This is a genomic window from Pseudomonas sp. AL03, from assembly GCF_029960815.1.
Classification (GTDB): Bacteria; Pseudomonadota; Gammaproteobacteria; order Pseudomonadales; family Pseudomonadaceae; genus Aquipseudomonas.
In genome coordinates, this window is sequence record NZ_JASBRE010000019.1 from 77634 (window position 1) to 98484 (window position 20851).

15 protein-coding genes are annotated in these 20851 nt (G+C 52.4%); 5 read left to right on the top strand and 10 right to left on the bottom strand.

The genetic code is table 11. From position 1 onward, the window contains the following. Positions 1 to 358 precede the first annotated feature (358 nt). The 7 genes from QK293_RS18795 to QK293_RS18825 all read right to left on the bottom strand — a co-directional run bounded on the left by QK293_RS18795 (position 359) and on the right by QK293_RS18825 (position 9308). A complete protein-coding gene (locus QK293_RS18795) occupies positions 359 to 2722 on the bottom strand; it encodes a DEAD/DEAH box helicase (protein ID WP_282379727.1) in 2364 nt (787 codons plus the stop codon). A gap of 236 nt (positions 2723 to 2958) precedes the next feature. Continuing rightward, the gene (locus QK293_RS18800) at positions 2959 to 3312 is read right to left on the bottom strand and encodes a hypothetical protein (protein WP_282379729.1); all 354 of its coding nucleotides are present in this window, start codon (positions 3310 to 3312) and stop codon (positions 2959 to 2961) included. Between the two features lie 43 nt (positions 3313 to 3355). After that, positions 3356 to 3754, bottom strand: coding sequence for a hypothetical protein (locus QK293_RS18805; protein WP_282379732.1), 399 nt, complete (start codon positions 3752 to 3754; stop codon positions 3356 to 3358). A 72-nt stretch (positions 3755 to 3826) separates the two neighbouring features. Next, positions 3827 to 5752, bottom strand: coding sequence for a TniQ family protein (locus QK293_RS18810; protein WP_282379734.1), 1926 nt, complete (start codon positions 5750 to 5752; stop codon positions 3827 to 3829). 13 nt (positions 5753 to 5765) lie between these two features. After that, complete coding sequence (locus QK293_RS18815; protein ID WP_282379736.1) at positions 5766 to 6674, bottom strand: TniB family NTP-binding protein; 909 nt, start codon at positions 6672 to 6674, stop codon at positions 5766 to 5768. Continuing rightward, complete coding sequence (locus tag QK293_RS18820; RefSeq protein ID WP_282379739.1) at positions 6671 to 8602, bottom strand: Mu transposase C-terminal domain-containing protein; 1932 nt, start codon at positions 8600 to 8602, stop codon at positions 6671 to 6673. The genes QK293_RS18815 and QK293_RS18820 overlap by 4 nt, the downstream gene beginning before the upstream one ends. Continuing rightward, a complete protein-coding gene (locus QK293_RS18825; RefSeq protein WP_282379740.1) occupies positions 8592 to 9308 on the bottom strand; it encodes a TnsA endonuclease N-terminal domain-containing protein in 717 nt (238 codons plus the stop codon). The genes QK293_RS18820 and QK293_RS18825 overlap by 11 nt, the downstream gene beginning before the upstream one ends. 160 nt (positions 9309 to 9468) lie before the next feature. Here QK293_RS18825 and QK293_RS18830 point away from each other — a divergent pair, with 160 nt between their 5' ends. From QK293_RS18830 to QK293_RS18840, 3 genes are all read left to right on the top strand, one after another. Next, entirely contained in the window at positions 9469 to 10347 is an 879-nt protein-coding gene (locus QK293_RS18830) for a hypothetical protein (protein ID WP_282379742.1), read from the top strand. A 254-nt stretch (positions 10348 to 10601) separates the two neighbouring features. Beyond that, entirely contained in the window at positions 10602 to 11183 is a 582-nt protein-coding gene (locus QK293_RS18835; RefSeq protein ID WP_282379744.1) for a hypothetical protein, read from the top strand. Between the two features lie 2 nt (positions 11184 to 11185). Then, positions 11186 to 12100, top strand: coding sequence for a DUF4868 domain-containing protein (locus QK293_RS18840; protein ID WP_282379747.1), 915 nt, complete (start codon positions 11186 to 11188; stop codon positions 12098 to 12100). A 139-nt stretch (positions 12101 to 12239) separates the two neighbouring features. On the opposite strand, the gene QK293_RS18845 is transcribed toward QK293_RS18840, so the two are convergent. Next, on the bottom strand, positions 12240 to 12428 hold the full coding sequence (locus QK293_RS18845) for a hypothetical protein (protein WP_282379749.1): 189 nt from the start codon (positions 12426 to 12428) through the stop codon (positions 12240 to 12242). Between the two features lie 197 nt (positions 12429 to 12625). Between QK293_RS18845 and QK293_RS18850 the strand changes: the two genes are divergently transcribed. Further along, positions 12626 to 13423 carry a hypothetical protein gene (locus tag QK293_RS18850; protein WP_282379751.1) on the top strand — a complete coding sequence of 266 codons (798 nt, stop codon included), beginning with the start codon at positions 12626 to 12628 and terminating at the stop codon, positions 13421 to 13423. Positions 13424 to 14016: 593 nt separating this feature from the next. Beyond that, positions 14017 to 16620 (top strand): AAA family ATPase, encoded by a 2604-nt coding sequence (locus QK293_RS18855; RefSeq protein WP_282379753.1) that lies wholly within the window; start codon positions 14017 to 14019, stop codon positions 16618 to 16620. A gap of 115 nt (positions 16621 to 16735) precedes the next feature. On the opposite strand, the gene QK293_RS18860 is transcribed toward QK293_RS18855, so the two are convergent. Both QK293_RS18860 and QK293_RS18865 read right to left on the bottom strand, forming a co-directional pair. Next, positions 16736 to 17446, bottom strand: a complete 711-nt coding sequence (locus QK293_RS18860) for a SprT family zinc-dependent metalloprotease (protein ID WP_282379755.1) — start codon at positions 17444 to 17446, stop codon at positions 16736 to 16738. Between the two features lie 13 nt (positions 17447 to 17459). Then, on the bottom strand, positions 17460 to 20744 hold the full coding sequence (locus QK293_RS18865; RefSeq protein WP_282379757.1) for a type I restriction endonuclease: 3285 nt from the start codon (positions 20742 to 20744) through the stop codon (positions 17460 to 17462). Between the last annotated feature and the right edge of the window lie 107 nt (positions 20745 to 20851).

Here is a 20851-nt window from a genome sequence, read left to right on the forward strand (position 1 = left end):
GGGGGACTGCTAGAAAGGGACATCTGAGACAAGGTGTTTTTGATCTCCCCTCAACAAACACATATCACTGTCCATTCTATTGGCTTTAACAAAATGCCGGTTATGCGCACCTCGGTTCGACTCCCCCTGCCGCCAGTGGTCAACACGGCCTGTGCGAGCAGAAATCTTCAGCACCTGCCTGCTGAATGTTCCTCGCTCATACGGAGGCGCCAATGGACGGTGTGCTCACTCATGGCCAACACCGCTAAGTTCACCTCTGCGCTGACGTGAGCCCTACTGCAGGCGATTGAGTGGAGTGTGAAAGCCATCGGTATTCATGGATGCCGAGATCGAAGCTCAACACAGTCACCACTCAGGCTCAAAACAGCTCCATTGAGCTCGAAGTATCTTCAAGTCGGTAACCCATCGCCCGGTATCCACTTTGGCGCTTATCCCACATTCGCATCAGTGCGGGATGCCCTGCATCGATGAAATCTATTATGCGGACATCGGCTTTACTTGCATGCTCCCGATGCAAACGCCCGGCGTACTGTTGAAGTGTTCCCTTCCAGGAAATAGGCATTGCCAGCACCAAGGTATCCAATGGCGGATGGTCAAAACCTTCCCCCACTAGCTTACCAGTGGCCAATAGCACCCGAGGGGTATCCGGTGGTAGAGCGGCCAGCTCATCCGTCAGCGCCAAACGCTGCTTTTTCGACATACGCCCATGCAAGGTAAATAGGTTCTGCACCCGACCCGCCAGTGCTGCCTCAATGGCGCTCAAGTGATCGGTTCGTTCTGTCAACACCAGCACCTTACGCCCATGATTAAATGCTTTTTCCACTTCGGACGTGATCCGCTGGGTACGCTCAATGTTGTCAGCAAGGTGCCGGAATACTTCCTGAATACCCGCGCCCTCAGATAGATTGATCTGGCCTGGCAGCAGTCGAGTTTCGACCATCAAATCATTAGGAGCACTCGTTGGCCTGTTCGCCGTGTGTCGAATCGGCCCACACTGCATAAATATGATGGGGTGCTGTCCATCACGGCGTACTGGTGTGGCTGTCAGGCCAAGAACATATTTTGCCCGAACATTTTTAAGGATCGCTTCGAACGAAAATGCCGACAGGTGATGGCATTCATCAACGATGACCTGCCCATAATTCTTCACTTGATCGCTAACCTCACCTTGCCGTGACAACGACTGCATCACGGCTATATCGATGATTCCCGTTGGTTTGGCCTTACCACCGCCAATAGTCCCGATGAGGCCTTTGCCGAGACCAAGAAACATCTGCAAACGCTCTTGCCACTGTCGAAGCAGGTCAGTTCGATGTACGAGCACAAGCGTATTAACGCCCCGGCGTGCAATTAGTGCGGCAGCGGCCACCGTTTTGCCAAATGCGGTTGGGGCGCACAGGATGCCAGCGTCGTGTTCAAGTATTGCCGCTACGGCAGCTTCCTGATCCTCTCGTAAAGAACCGGCGAAGTTAAGGTTGATAGGTTCTCCGGCAAAGCGTTCATCCTGGACAATGGCGGCAATGCCGTTGTCGTTCAGTAGCTCCAACGCGGCATCCAGACAACCGCGAGGCAGTGCGATGTGCTTGGGGAAATTCTCTGCACAGCCGATGATGCGAGGCTTGTTCCAGACCGACAGGCGCATCGCCTGCGCCTTATAGAATTCCGGGTTCTGAAACGCAGCAAGCCTGATTAACCGATTAGCCAGCGGCTGGGGTAGTTCGGATTTTTCGAAGTAGATCAGGTTTGCCAATGTAACTGTCAAAGATGCCGGCATTGGGCAGGATAGCTTTTGTTCGCGGGGGTTCTTCCAAGGCTCCTGCTGGTCTTCCTCAGCGACGAACGTTACGTCCAGAGGGTGGGCATGACCGGTCGCACACACGATGGCCGGATCGATATCCTCCACAGCCATAGGCTGGATACTGGCCAGGAATGCCCATTGATCGGCATACGGTTTTAGTTCGCCGTCCACAAAGACGCTGCACCCATGCTCACGGGCTTTCTTCTGCAGAGGCAACGCAATCAGGTTGCCAAAACCACCTTTCGGCATTCTGTCCTGGTTCGGGAAAAGTCGGTCATACGAGCTCAACTTTAGTTGCCGAGTCCGGGCGCAGGTATGACTAATAATCGCCGTGCCCAGCCGCCGAGCGTCCTGGGCTGTGACAGCCTTAGCGAAGAAAACCCATGCATGAGCACCATTGCCCGAGCGAGAGATTTCCAAAGCCACTGGCACATTCAGCTCACGGCAGGACTGGGCGAAGCCCAGCAAGTCTTCACGCCAGTCGGCCTCGTCAAAATCCACAGCAAGGAAATGACATGTGTCGTCGGTGAGCAGAGGGTAAACGCCTGCGACTATCTCGCCCGCCAGATGCCGATAAAGCACCTGGTCATCCAGAGGTACCAATTGGCGGTAGTTGCAGTCACCACACTTTATTTTCGGCTTCTGACAAACACCTGGGCGCCACTCATTAGCACAGGCCGGCGAGTATCCTGCCTTTCCAGCTTTACTCTCCCAGCGCAGCGGGTATACATCAGTACGTCCTTGAAACAAGCGCTGAAACAGCTTTAGCTTCGCCTTGGTTCCAAGATTCTGAGCAGGTAGCTCGACTACCGAAAGGGGTGCGACGAACACCGCTGCTGGTTGCCGCCATTCGATAGCGTTGGCCTCCAGCAATGCAATCAGCCGGGCATTTTCTGCCTGTAGTTTTACCAGAGAGTCAGTCATGGGGTCTCTTTTCAAACCCGTACAAACCACAATGTCCCAGCACCAAGACTGTACGGGCCAGGAAAAAACGACGATTGTCGGCCACTAAACTGGCCCACCCACCGTCAAGAAAATCCGTTGGCTAAAGGATTGAATCCCTAACAGTCTTTCTGAGACAAGAAGTTTTTGAGCTTCTCAATCAAGAAATACCGGTTGCCGGCATGTCTTTACTAATTCGCTTGAGGGCAAATCAAGCGTTACTGCAAGCGTCTCGGCGTCGGATGAAAGCCACCTGTAAGCACCGTCAAAAATGTACTGAATGACTTGCGGCCATCTTGGCGCTTGAATGTGACTACCACGTACCGACTGCCACTCGCCGTGATCAGCACCCAATACAGACCACTGCGCTCCACGCTACATATATCTGATGTGCGAATACGGTGCCCATCATCAAACATGCCAGTCCCAGATAAAATATGCCTGTGCACGACTCCGATAGCACAGCACGCGGTAATCTCGACCTGAGTTAAAAAAGCAGTAACAGCTGTATCGAAGGGATGACGCAATGCTGCCGCCAGCCTGAGCTCCGTGAACCTAAATGGTGGCGTCATTTGGGAATCCTCAACCGGTAGGCTGCAGGGAGAGAGGCAACGATTAGAAAACCTTTATCACCGTCGATAACTCCGATGACTTGCGAAGACCGTTTCCCAGCAGCACATACACGGTACTGCGCGTTCGAAAGAAGCAGCCATCAGTAAAAGAAAGCAGTGGCGTACTTCGCACCCAGCCCCCTGGCTGAAAACGATTGCGGCTATCCATCACAACTTCGTGCGCGTAAAGCATCACAGGCTGACGGCCATCGCGCTTCAACTCCTCAAGCACGGTCTCAGGCATCAAAAGATCGATCCAGATCCATTGCCTCACCAGGCAGTAAGAGGTTTGCCCAAAACGCTGGTGGACAGATTTAATGGCGTCTTCATCGGACACGTCATGACCCAGCATTGGGATGCCACCGCCATGCAGCAACTCCGTAACCGCCTTCAAATCATTCATTGCAGACCTCCACAGTTGAACCGGTTAATGCAGATACCACCGCGATGACAGCTCACTGAGCAGGGTCGTCGACTATCCTGGCCGATCACCTTCGTTGAATAACGAGTCTGCAATCTGGGCCATCGTCGAATACCTGGGAGGTGCCTCAAAGGTCGCTTCAGGCTCGTGGTCGTGGCGCCAATCGGGTGCGCGTCCCGATGCGACATTTAGCAATGCATCGGCTGATACCAGCCCACCTCGGTGGCTACCTTCACTGGTGATGTGGGCGCCTTTGACCAAGACGCCCTTGGTTGCAAGGGCCTTGGTTAGTGATACTGACTTGCTGCCTAATCGCTTTGCAGCGTCAGCGGTGACGATATGGGTCGAGAGAAATGTCACAAGATTGGCGACGGAAATGAAGACCCTGCGCTTCCCAGCCTGAGGCTCAGCTCGAGCCGGCAGCAAACCTCTGTCCACCCACGACTTGATGGTCTCGTGCTTCCAGCGGGTGATCTTTGTGAGGTCGGTAATAGTCATCTCGAACAACGACTGATCTTGGCGCAGATGACTGACTATCTCGTCGAGATCAAATCTAAACGCCGCCAGCCCCTGAACTTCGGGAACCTGAAGTACCGGGTTGATCTGACGGCTGAAGATCAGCCGATACAATTCGCTGGCCTGCTGGTTAGAAAAACGCCTTGCGCTGATGTCCTCTATTCCAATGGTTGTGCGGCAATCCACTTCGCTGAGGGTGTCAGCCAAAGTTTCAACCAAGCGCTGGACGTCGATGAGCCGATACTCACCTTTAGCGAACATCGGCTTATCGACTTCGGCAACCCGGCTAAGCACTCCCGACTCAAGCAAACGCTCGCGCACCCTGCGACTGATGTTCAAGGTGCGGAGCAAATCCTTGCTGCTGATCAAGCCCTTAGCGTCATGCTGGAGAGCCTCTACGACAGCTCGATCCACGAGACAGAACTCCACCAATGCACCATTCAGAATTTTCCCGGCCAGTTTTCCGGACTTCACGAATGACACAATGCGATCAGGCGATGACCCGAGCAGGCGAGCGGCTTCGGCAGAAGTGAATGTGGACTTCATGCCCAGCAACTCTGCGCCAATGTGTTTCATTTTGCGATTGATGGGGGCATGTGCATGGCTAAGGATGACGTCAGATGCAATTGCCCGAACTGGTTCATAAGCGGAGGAAGTAAACGACGAATTCAGCTCATGGTACCAGCGGCCCAAGTGGCGCATAAAACGACCGGAATCCAGCTGATTAGCTGACTGCACCTTGGTCAGTACAAAAGCACGAAACCTATCCGGCAAATCCTGAGCCAGCGCATAGGTGGCTTGATTGATTTCCAGTGCTCGCTGGAATCCTATGGCGGCGTTTTTCTTTTGCGGAACGGCCAGAGTCAGATTTGCCAAAAACAGCAGAAATTTATCGATGTCACCTGGGCCACCTAACTCTTCACCCAGGCCTATTAATGCAGGCCGATCCTCTCCATGGCGGATGAGCATCGACGAAACAAAAATATTTGCCGCATCTGCGGGCCCCACAGTCGCTTGCGTTAAGTCACATCCGCAGCCACAGCGGGATACAGCGCCACGACTCAACTCAAGTGGTGACTCGCATTCCGGGCACTGATCGATGAGCAATACCTGGTGCTTCGGACAGGCCGTAAATAGCTGATGATGCCACGCCTGGCGGATGTAACCTGAGAGCTGAAGGCACTGCGGACAAACCGCGACCACCGCCTTTCTCGAAAATAACCCTGCGGCCATTGAGCCGTTTACAGCCGGAAACAACGCCATGTCATCGAGTTGTTGTGTATCCAGACCGTGGTATTGCCCAATGGCAGACCGCTCCCCCTCAGAGTAATGGGTTTTGAACCGGATGCCGGTCGGTCGCAACAGGGTAGGGGTACTACCCAAGAAATTCTCCTCCGCGAGTCTCAGCAAGTAGCCGTTCAGGCTTTCGTCGACATAATGCGCTTCGGGTATGAATGCCAGCATGGTTATTGATCCCCTAGACCTTCACGCCGGCTTCTTGCATGACCTTTGAATAGACCAAGGCCATGTGTTCAACCTGGATAGTCTGCTGGATGTCGAACGGGTTGAACTCGACCCAACGCCCCATCACACTTTGCTGGTAAGCCAACGCAAACGCTTCATACCCAGCGACCTGGTCAGCCTGACTAATCAACTGCACCTGCACCAACAGCTTGTTGATCAGCCCATAACGGCCAGCCGAGGCCACGTACATACGACGGGCAAACTCCGCGTCATTGAACGCAAACGTATCCCATCCGCTCTCGGCCAAGTGCTCCAGTGCACTGCCCAGCGCACTACGGAAACATTTGTAGTCAGCACCGTGCCATTCGTAGGGGTAATACTGGATGGGGCTCAGGGCTCGATCAGCCAGTTGCTCATTAGCCTTGAACAGCCCGAGCAGGGTGGGTAAACCCACCAAAAGGATGCTGGCCCGTGTCTGATCGAAGACCAGCTTGATAAAATCGGCAGCCGCACGAACCGTCGTACTCCCACCTCGCTCGAGCATGTGCTGCGTCTCGTCGAAAATGATCATTTGCGTTGAATGCTTGTTGATCGCCCTGATGAACGCATCGGTCGCCAACACGTGATTCCTGAACAGCGCGGTGCTCATCCCGATGCTTGTCAAACAGGCATCGGGAAGCGCGCGACCGGTGAGGTGTTTGGGGCTAACGACACTGACAATCCTGCGAGGACGCCCAGGTTCCGCCGTTGAATGGCTGGCAATAACGCTTGCTAGCAGTTTTGACTTGCCGACCCTCGTGGGGCCGACGATGGGCAGGATCTGTGGATCACCGTCCATGGTGCGCGCCAAGACAGCCTCTATCTCCGCCTGCACAACGTTAAACCGTTGATGGCAGACCAGTGGATTCATGACCTTGCTCATGGTTGTGGCCTGCGTGGCGCGGGTTCAAAATCATCCTCAGCGGCGTTGTGCACGGCAGATGAGATGGAGAGGTTTTCTGGCTGTGTGACATGCTTTTCGAACTGATCCGCGATGTCGGCTTTCGCCGCTTTTTTGGCACTCATACGCAGAGCCTTGTTGTTGGCTCTGATCTTTGGACGCCGCTGACTGTCCGCTGTAAATCGCGCAAGCATCTGGGCATACACACGCTGATAGTCATGGCCTTCCATCACCGCAGGATTGCCCGAATACGCTTTTTTCAGCGCCTTGGCGACGGCAAACGATACGTCAGGGATGCCCACGGTTTTGTTCTCGAGCCGAATCAAGCTGTCATCATCTGGATGCACGGCATAAATCGCGGTGCAGTCCTCGGGGTTAAACAGGATGTCGATGCTCTTGATCACGCGCTCCCGCGCCAGAGAGGCCAACGCATGACTATGAAACTGAAACCCTTCAAAATCGACGCCATAGTGCTGAAGTTGCCGTGTCTCACGGTTGACCTCCAGAAGCAGCTTTTTCAGTTGATCGAGTGACGGAGGAGGCACCGGCATGAAGCTAGCCAGCGCTTCGTCCATGGCCAGTTTCGGCGTCATGCGTTTTCCGTAGCGAAAACCCAGTTTATGGCTGGGACGGTGGATGTAAACGTCAGCCACAAACTTTACCAAGTCGCTATAGATCTCCTCGATTGAGTAACAGGCCTCTGCCTCGGCTTTGGCATGGCGGTTTTTGATCCGTGCATCCTGGCTCTTTTTCGCACCCGGCATCTTATTAAAGATGCCCTCATCGGCGGCTTTGAAAAATGACTCCACATGCGGCTTGTCATCGCCACGGGCAATCCGGGCGTACTCGATCTGAATCCCCAGGCGACGAACAATGCCCAAAGATAGGTCAGAGAAATTCTCTGATGCATTGTCGAGAACAACCGTGAAAATCCCACACGGCTGCACCCAGTCGGTTTCAATACCGAATCGGTCTTTGAAAGACTGGTCTTTTGGTGAGAAAAAGAACTCAAATACTTTGAGCAAGGTGTATTCGCTGGGTTTTCCTCCGCTGACATAAACCGCGATGGGATACGATGCGTGCGCGCACACCATCGCGTACATGGTCAGCTCGGTATAGCGATTACCGAACTCGTCGCAGCAATACACATCCAATGTTTTGGCATCAATCTCGACCCGTTCAAAGGGTTGCTTGACGTCATAGCGTCGAACAGCCTGCCGGTTCCATAGACTGTATGTTCGAGGGTCAAGACGTCCTTCTTTGACGAGTGAGCTGGGCAATTTCTGCAGAACCCGGCTGATCGTCTTTCGATCAATCTTTTCTCCCGTCCCTGAGTCTTGGCAGAGGACTCTCAACTCCTGATTGACCATCGTGGCCACGGACGACAGATTCACCTTGTCATCCTTCATGAACGTCTGAATCAGTACACGCTCTGCGACCTCTTTGGCTCCCGACTTTTTCGCCCACCCGGAACCGCCCCGGTGACTGAAGTTGGGGATAAGTCCCTCGAAGCCATGGCATTTGTACTTGCGCCGATAGTTCTGGATGGTTTTGTTCGAAGGCCTTTTGTGTTGATGGAGCAAACAGAATGCATCTACGCGCTCATTGCTGGCTTGGTCGTCCAGAGATTGCCCTTCAAGGGACACCAGAAACCCGATCAGTTGCTGACGAAAGTCGGCCTCCTGCTGCTCCGTTTTAGACCACGAACGCTTTGTGGCTTCAACCTGTCGGCCAGGCAATTCAATCTCCCCGGAGGCGACCTGATTATAAAAGGCTCGGATGTCGACAGCACGCTCAACGCCGCCTTTTGCCTCAAGAACAATGTCTCCCAACAACGGTTTGATGGCCTTGATGACATAGCAGGTGTCTTGCCAAACGACTGCTTGGCCCGCTTCGAGATTAGAGTTCATAGCGAATCACCTCAAAAGCACTCAATGATCCAAACGCGGGCGCAATCTCGAAATCCATCCGTTCAAACAGATGGAGCGCCAGATCGAATTTAATGATTCCCAGCAGCACACCCGCCCCTACTTGATAGTTGGCCGGCATCCGTGTGTCCAACGCTTGACGTACTGGCCCTTTCAACTGCTCGGGGGTGCGACATTGCAATGGCGCCGCCCAGGTAGAGAGGGTATGCGCCGCTTGCGTCAGGAACGGCATGAAGAGTTGGATGTTCCTCAGGTAATGGCCAGTGAAATGGTCTTCGGATATGACGATGAAACGCATGCCTTTCCTGATCAACGCGCGGCGCACCTTGGCCAGCAGCTCCCTGTGTTCCTCCAAAAAAGCACGTGGCTTCACTTCGAGCACGATTTGCAGACCTGCTAACTCCACGGAAAAATCCGGGGTGTAGTACAGAGTTCCTTGTGGCTTGATCAGGTGCTTTTCGGGAAGCAAATCATCGGTAGCTAGATCCAGGGTGAACGGCTGCGCACGATAAGCGCGTACTCGCGGATCAAACTCCAGCGCCTGCGCAACAGATTGCTCAAGCCGAGACTCCAAACGAATTTCGACATTGCCATTTTTTGCTGAACACATGACGTATGCCCGGCCTGCACGCCTGACTCGTTTCGCAACATCCCGGCTGAAGCCTTGGCTAAGGATATCGGTTTTCATTAGGTACACTTCACCAAATAATCATGCTTTTAGGTATAACCCTGCAGCGGTAGACTGTCAATATTTGGTGATGTGTACCCAAACGACACATCGGGGCGGTTAGGTTGGCATGGGGATCAGGATGGGAAGGCAGGCACGCCACCATTGGTATGCGTTATACATGGCCGTTCAGGCCCAGTTGGATAGCTATCAGGGAAATGACAGCATCAACCTGGTCATTCGCAAGCTCGCCGACGAGCAGGGGTACGACGCAAAAGTCGTCTCGCGAATGTTGAAAGCTGGCAATTTCCTAAATCGAATCGCGGGGCCACTCACCCCCGAGCAGGTAGGCTGTGGCTACGCCCATATCGAGCTATTGGAACGACTGCATCAGCTCGATACTGAGGCTGCTATATCCATACTGCAGGCAACACTCGCCAATCAACAGACCTTACAGACCCTTCGCGAAACCAATGAACGCTATACAAAAGCGGTAGGAACCCCTACCTCCACAACTCGCGCTCGCGCACGCTCCCGAGTCGCAGAGCATGAACGCATTTGCGGTGAAGTGTTGGAAGCCTCAGGGCCAGGATTTTTTGGTTATTTAGAGGGCGAACTGATAAAGGTCACGCGCTCAGAGCTGTTCAGCCAGTTCTACATGATCCAACAAGGCGGGGTGCCTAAGGTCGCGATTTTTGTCCGCGTGGGAGATACGTCACGTAAGGAAGAGAAAGCAGCGGGGGACTTACTTAAGTTAGCTAGTTTAGTTCGCCCTTACTTAGAGAAAGTCTGGTTTATTTTCCCGCATGGCTCGTCACTTGCTCATGAACTCACATTCTATGCCCACCGCCTCAAAGCACTCGGGAAATGGCTGTACTTGGGCACCTTGAGTGAAGATGGTGTATCTGTTGAGCCATTCCATGACCGAGGAAAAACACTTGAAAGAGAAATTTTCGGGTGGTCAGACCCTTTGGGCTGGGAAGGCGTTAACGTAAAAAGTAAGCGGCGAACGAGCGGCTCATTCCATCGCGACAGTAGCAAAAACTCCGAGAAGACCTGACCACCTGATCAAAAAGATCTGCCCCTACGGAATAACGATCTGAATGCCCAGTCACTGACATTCTTAAATAGCCGGCAAAAGCCTCAACCAGCGGGACGGACGATTATCTGCCTTTGGTCACAAAACCCACACACATCGAAGCCCACCGTGATAGCTTTTAGCCACTGACTGAAGGGACATACAGATGGTGGGGCAAGGAAACGCTCGAAAAAATACTGTCAAGGCTCTAGGCACCTTCACCATGAGGTGTCTTCATGCAGTTTAGGGTTAGTGCTGCGTTCCTGATTTTCATTGGCTCTTATACGCCGCTGGCGATCATTCTCGCGATCCAAAATATTCCATTCGAGTGGTGGTCTCGCCCTATTTGCGAGCTGCCTAAATTACTGGCGTTGACCTGTGCCTTCAATCCATTCAAAAACCCGCTGCTCGCTATTTTACTTGTCGCTTTAACTGTAAGTTCGGCATTTTTAGCGAGTCAGCTCTTCAAACGGATCGCCTTCCCGCATCGCATTGAAGTCGTATCCGTTAAAGCGGTACCTAACGAAATCATCAATTATACATTTCCCTATGTAGTGTCATTCATGGGAATAAGCTACTCCGAACCGGAAAAGCTTCTAGGTTTCTTAGTATTTCTCCTGTGGATGTTTGCCATCACCTACAAATCCGGGCAAATCATCATGAATCCACTTTTGTTGATTTTCGGTTGGAATCTTTATGAGGCCAATATCCAAATCAATGGTGTTTCACGAGTGGTAAAAGTCCTGAAGAAGGGTTCTTTCCCTCCTGGAAATTACAAAGCACAGACCATCCAAGATTTTTATATCTGCAAGGAGTAGCCATGCAAGTGCACTTTGATACTTTCAGAAATTTTAACTATCTCGATTCCACGGTGCACTTGTGGATTTTCAAAAAAAGCACCACAGATCGAAAGTTTAACACCGCCTACGTTCAAACTGACGAGACCGTTAACACCCTGCTTAAAAACGTGCTTATCCACGAGGTCAATCGAACCACCGAATTTGCACAATACTCATACCTCGCTCAAACGAATGACAACAGTTGCTTGGCCACCCCAGCACTCACCACAAATTTTTCGCTACTAAAAGTCCAGGTAGACCGCCCAGAACCTGAGTGTGCCGTAAAGTCTGTCGACGAGCTGAAGGGCGCTCAAGGCTATGTGGTCAAATTTACTCATAACGGCCAAACCCTCTATGCCGTGAAACGCTCCACGGCCTCATGGAAAACTTCGTACCCCAACAAATTCATCAATATGGTTTTCAGTAACGGCGAGCTTTCCGCTGCTGAGGACAATGGCTTTACTATAGAAAAGAACTTTGACTTCTACTGTTCTGCAGACACACTATTGATCACTGCCAAACGCGCATTCGAATCACTGATGCAATACAAAGAGGCTTACACACAAGCTTTCACGACCTTGCAAGCCAATGTCGACTTTTCCAACTTATTTGCTGATATTGCTCCCCTTGTCGAGTATATCGGAACCAACTCCACGCAATTACGACGCATGGCTACGATTGAGCAAAAATCCCTTTATTCAAACCCTGGATTTATGACCAGTTTGAAACAAGTTAATGCCCTTAGGAACTGGGGGATGAACTTTGACCAAACGAATGACAAGATTATCGTCTGCAGTACAACTGCACCTACGATTCTACAAGTGCTGTTGGATCACCGCTTGATGAGTGAGGTCACCAGTAATATTTATGACGTACCTGATGCAGTTCAAATTTGATTCTACCGATAGTTCGAGGAGCCTACCTCCACACGGAAGCCCGACCGGAGATAGCAAAATACCTAACCCTAGTGCTCTGCTTGGGAAACGTCTCTGCGCCACCTACAGCTGAATGGAGGCCGCCGACTGCCTTGGCCTGCTACTTGACCACGAATTGCTTCAGGTGCTCTCGAGATGCCATGACCTGCTCGCGAAGCTCTTCCGGATCAATCGACATGGCACCTTCCGGCGTGACGTGTAATGTTTTAAGTTGATTGATGGCATCGATGAACGCTTGCTCACGCCGCTGCCAATAGGTCATTTCTCGAGTTTTCTTGAACCAGGCCATGGGTTAGCTCCTCCGTGCCGTTGCCGTCACAGTAGCACTGTCAAAATCTGGCAACATACCGGTCGTCAGATGAGAGCGGATCGCACAATTGTGTTCAAGTTCGCACCGATAGGACACCACGCATAACAAGGAACGGGTTGATACTCAGAGGCGTATTCCACCGAAGCGCCGCAATACGCGACCACAAGGAGGTGCCGGTGTGTAACGCATGGAATCACCCCAAAAACTGCAGCTGCGGCTGGGGCGGAGATGGACACTCGGGGCGATCAAGCCCTTCCAATAGCGGGCCTACCACTCCTGCCGGATGGTTCATTTCGCTGCCGAACACCTACGACAGCTACGTCAATCCCAACGCCAGCTGCCCAGTGTGCGGGGCAGCGGTTTTCTTTTATCAATCGGCCAAGGGTGGCCGAGTCTTCTTCGACGAGCTGGGCCCGCCTTGGCCGAAGCACCCCTGCACCGACAACACCAGCCAACCAGGGAAAGGCCCTGCCACATCGAGTATTGCGGGTCAGTCAACCACCTACGGTTGGCAACGCGCCGGCTGGCAACCGTTCATTATCGAATTGGTCACCGGCATCGACAAAGACTATCTCAAGCTTTCCGGCATCAGTCAGGGGCAACACCTGTCGTTCTACCTCCGCCGGGTCGTGGAGCACCATCTACACCATCAGGCTCTTTCCACAAACAGTCTGGCGCAGATTCGACCCCTAGGTGAAAGCCACTACCAACTGTCGATCTTACTGCCGCAGGGTTCACCACTCACCTTTGAGGTCTTCAGTCTGCTCGCCCAAGCCAGATCTGGCCGCAGTGTATCGTCCACTCCCTCCAAACCGACGAGCCCAGGTGCCGCAAGGCCTTCGGTAATACGACCGCCCAAAAAGCAGCGTCACACCGGCAAACAGCAGACGACTCACACGTCTGATCGCCTACCCAGCACCACCGCAATGGCCCTGGCCTTTCGCAAGGCACAGGACATACAAGGCACCTCCTGACATTACCGTGTCGGGCTTCACCTGATCCGACCGCACGTGCCGCTTGCTAGAAAAGAGAGGTATGTCGATGGCAACCGGACTTCATGAGGTGTCTCACCGGACAATGGCAGTACGCTATGCGAAGGTCTCAGCTGGCTACCCGGCTGGGAAGAGTCCGTCGCCACGGCACATGAGTTGAAGCTGATTCGCGACAACTTCACGCTTAAGTTCCCGGAGCGTGGGCGCCTCGTCGATCAGGTGGCGCCGCTCTGCGGCCCTGCATTAACCGCACGCCCTGCGCGTAATTGGACGTGAGGTTAAATCCCCCCGCCCGTTGGTTGCCAGCCCGGTCGACCTATGCTTTGCCTCTGGCGACCAAGACTTGGTCATGCGTTATACCAAAGGAGTGGGGTATGGCTTGGAGCGAGAACCCGAGCGACCCCAGCTAAGCATAAATATGATTGAGCTCATAAATTGACGATTTTCTCTATTCAACCTTCGCTACCCTCGCATAGCTCAATCTATTGCTCCTACACTCTCACAGACGCTGAGTACCTAGCCTATGGGTAGTTGATCAGCTCAACATGAAGTACCACGACGCTAGGAGAGGACTAATGTCCACAGTGCTAAGGGAATACGAACGCTTCATGACATGGCTCGATGGCAAAATTCCAACGGATGATGTAAAGCGCCTGACGAATATCATTTTTGAAAAGCTACCAGAATTGATCCCCTCCGGTACGGCAGCTCGTAAGCGCTCGAAAATTTTAGCCCCCTACGCAACAAAACTATGGGAACAGACACCAACTGAATTAGCCGTTCATGAAGCCGCCCCACTTGCTGATGAAGTTCAATGGACAAGGCTTCATCAAATGGTGGTTGGGCCATTCCGTGGTTTTAAGCTCAAAGAAAACTTTGCTCTGCAAAAGCAAATCACCTTGGTTTACGGCGCCAATGGGGCCGGGAAAAGCAGCCTGTGCGAAGCACTAGAGCTCGCATTGCTTGGCGAAGTCAGCGAGGCCGATGCTAAGCGTATACAGGGCGATGCATACTTCCGAAATGCCTGGGCTGGTACGTATGCTAGGCCATTGCTGACCGCATCGGACGTGAACGGAAAAGTGGTTCCAGTGGCGCCAAACGAAGAGGTGTATCGATTTTGTTTCGTTGAAAAAAACCGTATTGATGCTTTCTCACGCTTGGCATCACGGACACCCGCCGAAAAAACAAAACTAATCGCAGCATTGTTCGGCATCGACCAGTTTGCTGAATTTGTTCGAGGCTTCAATGATGACCTTGATCCGCAATTGGATCTTTGGGGTGCCAAGGCACAGCAACTCAATACAGCAAGGGCAGCACTTCGCACGGCGGAAGAATCAGTAGCGGAAGAAGGGGCAAAGAAGGACGCTTATCGGTTAGAAGAACAAGCCATTGCTGATTTGTTCCATGAGCCAATCACCTACAACGCTTTGAAAACCCACATTGGCTCACCAGGTGAACCAGGTAGGCTCGAAGAAATCAGGAAAAAGCTCGAAGAACCTTCCCTGCCTACCGTTGGCGTTTCGAGAAATGACCTGAACACCGCGTTCAAATCATTGGTCTCAACCGATAGCGCATTGCAGAACAAACAGTTCGAATTAACAAAACAGAGTAGTCAGGTTTCGTTTCAACAACTCTTTTATGCCGTTGAGGCCCTTCAGGAGCAAACGCCTGATCGCTGTCCAGCCTGTGATACGCCCCTGCATGGGGATCACACAGTACGTCATGACCCATATGTAAAAGCAAAAGCTGGGCTAGCTGACCTTGCTGAGCTGGCCAAGCTCCAACAAGAGATTGAAACGCTTGAAGCAGAACTCGTACTAGCCTCAGCTGCATTTCACAATCTGCTTTCGTCGATTAGCTCGCACCTCAGAGCTGTAGAAATTCTGATTCCACCAATCGTCCAAGCTAAATTACGTTGGTGGAACGCGCTGGGCCCGGAAGATGGAGCCTTGTGGATAAAAGCCTTAGTGGTAACTTCCGAAATCGAACAACAAGATGTGCTAGCGGCTGATGATGCCCAGGTACGCGCAGCGCTTGCGAAGGAAAGGATTGCTTTAGACGACCTTGATCGCCAAATTCAAGCATTGGAAGGTAGAAAAGTAGCGTGGAATCAAGAGCTAAATACCGCACGCGAGCTCATTGGAAAATTTAACCTAGATAACCATGAGCTCATTCAAGAGGCTGAGGCAGAGCGCCCTAAAGTCGCAATCCAGCATCGCATAAAAGGGGCATACGATTCCTTGATCCCATTGCTCCGAGGTTACCTTGCGAGTCTTCCAGGAACTCTGCTAGCAGACCTAGGTGAGACTACAAAAGCCATTTACAACTCATTTAACCGGGAGGATCGAGAAGAGGATAAGCTCGCTCAGCTATGGTTACCAACTGCACCCGAAGAAAAAATAGAGCTATCGTTCTGCGGTAGTCCTCTAATTCGCAGAGATGCGCTTCATATCCTGAGTGAAGGCCATATACGTTGCCTAGGCCTTGCCCTTCTCGTGACCAAAAATATAAAGCAAGAGTGTCCTGTATTGATCTTCGATGATGCGGTCAACGCTATTGACGATGATCACCGTGACGGAATTTGGCGAACCCTATTCGAAGATAAATGGCTAGACGGAAAGCAGGTGATCCTTACCTGTCATGGCCAAGAATTCATTAAAACCATTCAACAGGGCTTGGGGGCAATACGCGTCAAAACCGATTGTACCTACTATGAATTACTCCCTCACGAAGGGGATCATCATCCTTTGGTTGATACCCTGCCTCCGACTAAAAACTATGTTTTGAGTGCACAAGATTTTTTGGCCAGACAAAACAGCCGAGACGCTCTTTCTCAGTCTCGTCGAGCCCTGGAAGCACTTTCTAAACAACTCTGGAAATGGCTATCCAGTCAGACTCCGACCTCCGTAAAATTAACGTACAGGTCTCCCGGAGCAAAACCGGAGCTACGGAATCTGTGCGAGCAACTAAATGGCTTTGTGGCCAAACCACAATTTTTGCATGCTCGAAAGCAGCCACTCCTCACCTCACTAGGGCATCTCTTGGGGATCGATGGGGCCTCGCCTGAATGGTCATATCTAAATTCGGGTACTCATGAAGATGAGCGATACGAATTTAATCGTGCGACAGTCCAAGGAATAGTAAATGCTATAGCTGAAATTGACCTGGCCCTTCACTAGGGAAGGCCATCTGCATACGACTCAATCAATATTGAACATCAGGGATGGTATAGCCATGCGGATAAAAAATTTACATATAGCAAGTATTGCCCCCGCATGGCGCGAAGATCTGCTGTTACACCGCGTCCCCGAACATTGCACGCTCTAATACCTGATGCCGCCGCTCCCAATCAGACATATGGCTCGCCACCAGAGCCCAAAAAGCCTTGGTATGATTCCTCTCCAGCGTATGACAAAGCTCATGGACGATCACATAGTCCTGCACGCATGCCGGTAGCTCCATAACTCGCGGATGAAACTCCAAGGTGTTGCTCGCATTACAGCTGGCCCAACGGCTTTGGAAGTGACGGATACGAGCACCTGCAGCATGAAGACCCGTTTCTCGCTGCCAATAGCGAACACGCGCCAACAGTTTTTCGTGAGCTCTCTCTCGATAGAAACGATCCAGCAGCGGCAGCAAAACATTGGGCTCGATGCTGGCGCCATCTGGGTTATCCACAATAAAGCGTGATGCCGTGAAGGTCAGCGTAGGCCTGAGCATCTCACGGGAGTGCCTTACCTCGGTGAAATAGGTACGTCCGCAATACCGCAAACGACTCCCTGTTACGATGGATTCATTGGCTACTGGCAGGTTCACCTGACTCAGCTTTTCGCGAATCCAGCGCGCCCGTCGAAGCACCAGAGCCTCTTGCTCGGACTCACCCACTTGCGGCCCACGCAGCAGAACGAGTCGTCCCCGTTCCACGGTCACGTAATGTCGCTTGAGATTGGTATCGAGCTGGAAAGACCACTCAATAATCGTTTGGCCGTACTGCAAAACAGGCATGGTCAGCGTCGCATTAGTTTTTTAGCAGGATAGCCAGGATACGCTTGGCATGATCACGCGCAGCGGAACGTTCCCAACCTGCCAGGGGCATTAACAGCCCACGCAGGTGGTCTCGAATGTCAGGATGTAAATCTGGCATTTTCTTCCAGTTGTCACCGGCCAGCGTATGGCATAGCTCCACATCTTCAAACAACTTGGTCGTCAATATCCTGGCCGTATCCTCTGACAACAGAGCGGCGAGGTAGTGGTAAACCGCTGAATGCGCAGGTTTGTTAAAACCGGTGTTGTCTTTTTCCTGAATACGCTGACTGAACAGCTCCAGTTGCTCCAAAAATTTGGCTTGTGTGATCCGACCAGCCTTTTCCTCCTCCAGTAGTTTTTCCAGCTGTTCTGCCAGCTTGTCGAAAAAGGCCGGATCTTTGTCCTTGCCGGTGACAATGGTGTGCTTGATCTGGTTTTTCATCACCAATGCTCGACTACCAGGGCTGGCCAGCTTCTTCAAACGCGCCATATCGCCAGCATCCAGAATCGACACCTCATGGCCCAAGAGGCTTTTGGCTGGGCTAGCAGCAATGTACTCATCTAGCAGTTGCTGGAGCAGTGCTGACTCGAGCTTGGTGATGCGTTCTTTGTAAGTGTTGCCCGGCAGCTTGTCCCGTAGCATCAACCTGATTTCGCCAAACAGAGTGAAGTAGGGTTTAAAGGGCACGCCGCGTACATCGGGCAGGATGATATCGACGGAACGGTTGAACTGTTTCACCAAGTCCAGAAACTCTTCGACCAAATCCAGCCTTGTATCAGGGTCAAGGAAGCGCTCGGCGTTATCCTTGTAGTCCTCACGCTGCGTGACTGGGTCATACTTTCGTGGCAGCAGTTTGAGTAGGCGGTCGAGTGTGGCTTGAAGCCTGGGAAGTTCGGTTTCAACGCCCTCCCAAATCTGTGAGGGTTTGACCTCGCCGCCATAAATTTTCAACGCATGGTCGAGGTGATCAACCACACCATGGTAATCCACTATGTAGCCGGCATTCTTGCCGGGCAAGGTGCGGTTTACCCTTGCAATTGCCTGCAACAGGGTATGTTCCTTGAGCGGTTTATCGAGGTACATAGTGCCAACAATTGGGGCATCCCAACCTGTCAGCAGCATGTCGGAAACGATGATCAGACCAACATTGTTCGCATGCTGTTTGCCGTCCTTCCCTTTGATTTCATCACCATAGGGTAGGGGAAAGACGTTACTGACAAAGTTGCCGATCTGCTCTGAGGGCATAGCAATCGGTTCCTTACCAGCTTTCACTTCAGCCTTAACTCGCTCCTCGATGCTTTGTATCTTGTCGAGGTCGACCCCATATTCCGCAGCTTCTTCCATAACCGAAGCTCCGGTGCGGGAGGTTGTCATGCTGGCCAGTGAAATGACGACTTTGCTGTCAAAGGTGAGCAGCCCCTTATGGGCTCGCTCGGTCATAATAGCGTCGAGCAAATCCTTATAGCGCACGGCCATATCACGGCCATCGCACACCAGCATGGCCTTCAATCCTTTGGCCTCGACGTTGCTGATCAAGTGTTCGGCCAAATGCTCGGCAACCTCTTCCATGCGGTCGCCGGCCTTGCGCCATCGACACAGCAGTTCCCGCTTCAAGTCGTGTTGTCTGACTTCGCTCTGATTGGCGAACTGCTTCTCGAAAGCCTTATCCAATTCACTATTGGCGGACAACGCTACCCAGGCATCCTGGTACTTGATGGGGAGGGTCGCACCATCGGCAACAGCTTCATGCAGCCGATACTCGTCAATGTACTCGCCGCCGCCAAACTCACCCAACGTGTGTTTGTCGTCTTGCAGCAGTGGGGTGCCGGTAAAGGCGATGAACTTGGCATTGGGTAGACTGGCACGCATGAAAGCTGCGAGAAAGTCGTACTGACTGCGGTGGGCCTCATCGACCAACACATAAAAATTCGGTTTGGTGCTTAGCACCCGGAAGTGCACCTTCTCCCGGCTGATCTCTTCCCACTTGGCCTTCCACGACACGCCTGACTCGTCCAGTTGCCGATGATGGAGATTGCGCTCATGCAGAATAAAAAAATCCTTGCCCTTGCGAGCTCTTCTGTACCGAGTTTCTTGTAGGGCCTCGTCGTCCTCATCCTGCGTCACAAGTGGCTGGTCAGTGGGTTCTTCGTTTTCTTGGAATTTCTGCACCGTACTGGTGAATACGCTGCCATAGTCGTTCGACAGCATCTTTAATAGGCCATCAACCGATACCGCCTGTACCGCCTTGATACCCACCGCATGAAAGGTATTGAAGATCTGTTTATCGAGGTCTTTTCGGTCAGTGAGAACCAGTACCGTTGGGTTACTCAACCCTGTACTGTCAGCCCTCAGCATGCGGGCAAGCAAGGCCATGGTCAGTGATTTCCCACTCCCCTGGGTGTGCCAGACTACTCCCCCAAAAGGTTTTGGAGCTGAAAGGCGCTCCACCGCTTTGCGTACTGCCCGCCATTGCTGGTAGCGCGGCAGTTTTTTCACCGTCTTACCGTCACGGGTTTCGAACAGCACAAAATGGGTTATCAGTTGCAGGAAGCGGCTGGGCTCAAACAGTGCCCATAAGAGCTGGTTTTGCTCGCTCGGCGAGTCACCTAGCAACGCTACCACAGCGGCTTTTTCGTGCTCCTGCAACCGATAGCGTGCGTAGTACGCGGGTTTGGTGAGGATGGCCCCATACAGGCCTTCACGTCGATTGAGCCCGACACATACTTGGTTGAACACAAACTGGGCAGGGAAGGCACGCTGGTAACCATCCAGTTGCCCCAAGGCTTCATCCAATCGGTGATGGCTGGCTTTGCATTCGATGATCGCAAGGGGTAGGCCATTCAAGAACAGCAGCAAGTCGGGCCGGAAGATATCGCCATCGGCGTTACTCCCCACGTACTGATCAACCACATGGAAGTCATTGTTGGCGGCGTCACTGGCGTCGAAAAAGCTCACGCTGCGCAACTTACCCCTGACATCCTTCACCTGGATGTCCGAGCGATGTACCACCTGTTCCCAACAAACTTGGTTGGCTGGCATTAGCTCTGCATTGACCCGTTTACGCAGCTCAACAAGGGCAGCACTGAGTCCACCGGGCGCACTCGCCAGCCAAGGGTTAAGTGCCACAAGCCGAAGCTGCAAAACATCCTCAAGCACTGGCGCAAGGTGTCGATGCTCAATCTGTACCTGACTTCCAGAAAGGTGGGTATAACCGAGCTTTATCAGACATTCAATGGCTGGTAGCTCAACCCCAACTTTCTCGGGTGATTGGCTCATTCCTTGCTCCTGTTCCTTGGAGGTTTCCCTCAGGTGATTTTGATACCAAGCTGACAGCGGCAGCTCCCAAGCTTGCTCTGAAAATCAGATATTTCACCCGATAGGCG

What these genes read in the sequence shown, in the direction of transcription:
- QK293_RS18795 (WP_282379727.1), bottom strand. Translation starts at nt 2,722, where the DNA reads ATGACTGACTCTCTGGTAAAACTACAGGCAGAAAATGCCCGGCTGATT.
- QK293_RS18800 (WP_282379729.1), bottom strand. Translation starts at nt 3,312, where the DNA reads ATGACGCCACCATTTAGGTTCACGGAGCTCAGGCTGGCGGCAGCATTG.
- QK293_RS18805 (WP_282379732.1), bottom strand. Translation starts at nt 3,754, where the DNA reads ATGAATGATTTGAAGGCGGTTACGGAGTTGCTGCATGGCGGTGGCATC.
- QK293_RS18810 (WP_282379734.1), bottom strand. Translation starts at nt 5,752, where the DNA reads ATGCTGGCATTCATACCCGAAGCGCATTATGTCGACGAAAGCCTGAAC.
- QK293_RS18815 (WP_282379736.1), bottom strand. Translation starts at nt 6,674, where the DNA reads ATGAGCAAGGTCATGAATCCACTGGTCTGCCATCAACGGTTTAACGTT.
- QK293_RS18820 (WP_282379739.1), bottom strand. Translation starts at nt 8,602, where the DNA reads ATGAACTCTAATCTCGAAGCGGGCCAAGCAGTCGTTTGGCAAGACACC.
- QK293_RS18825 (WP_282379740.1), bottom strand. Translation starts at nt 9,308, where the DNA reads ATGAAAACCGATATCCTTAGCCAAGGCTTCAGCCGGGATGTTGCGAAA.
- QK293_RS18830 (WP_282379742.1), top strand. Translation starts at nt 9,469, where the DNA reads ATGGCCGTTCAGGCCCAGTTGGATAGCTATCAGGGAAATGACAGCATC.
- QK293_RS18835 (WP_282379744.1), top strand. Translation starts at nt 10,602, where the DNA reads ATGCAGTTTAGGGTTAGTGCTGCGTTCCTGATTTTCATTGGCTCTTAT.
- QK293_RS18840 (WP_282379747.1), top strand. Translation starts at nt 11,186, where the DNA reads ATGCAAGTGCACTTTGATACTTTCAGAAATTTTAACTATCTCGATTCC.
- QK293_RS18845 (WP_282379749.1), bottom strand. Translation starts at nt 12,428, where the DNA reads ATGGCCTGGTTCAAGAAAACTCGAGAAATGACCTATTGGCAGCGGCGT.
- QK293_RS18855 (WP_282379753.1), top strand. Translation starts at nt 14,017, where the DNA reads ATGTCCACAGTGCTAAGGGAATACGAACGCTTCATGACATGGCTCGAT.
- QK293_RS18860 (WP_282379755.1), bottom strand. Translation starts at nt 17,446, where the DNA reads ATGCCTGTTTTGCAGTACGGCCAAACGATTATTGAGTGGTCTTTCCAG.
- QK293_RS18865 (WP_282379757.1), bottom strand. Translation starts at nt 20,744, where the DNA reads ATGAGCCAATCACCCGAGAAAGTTGGGGTTGAGCTACCAGCCATTGAA.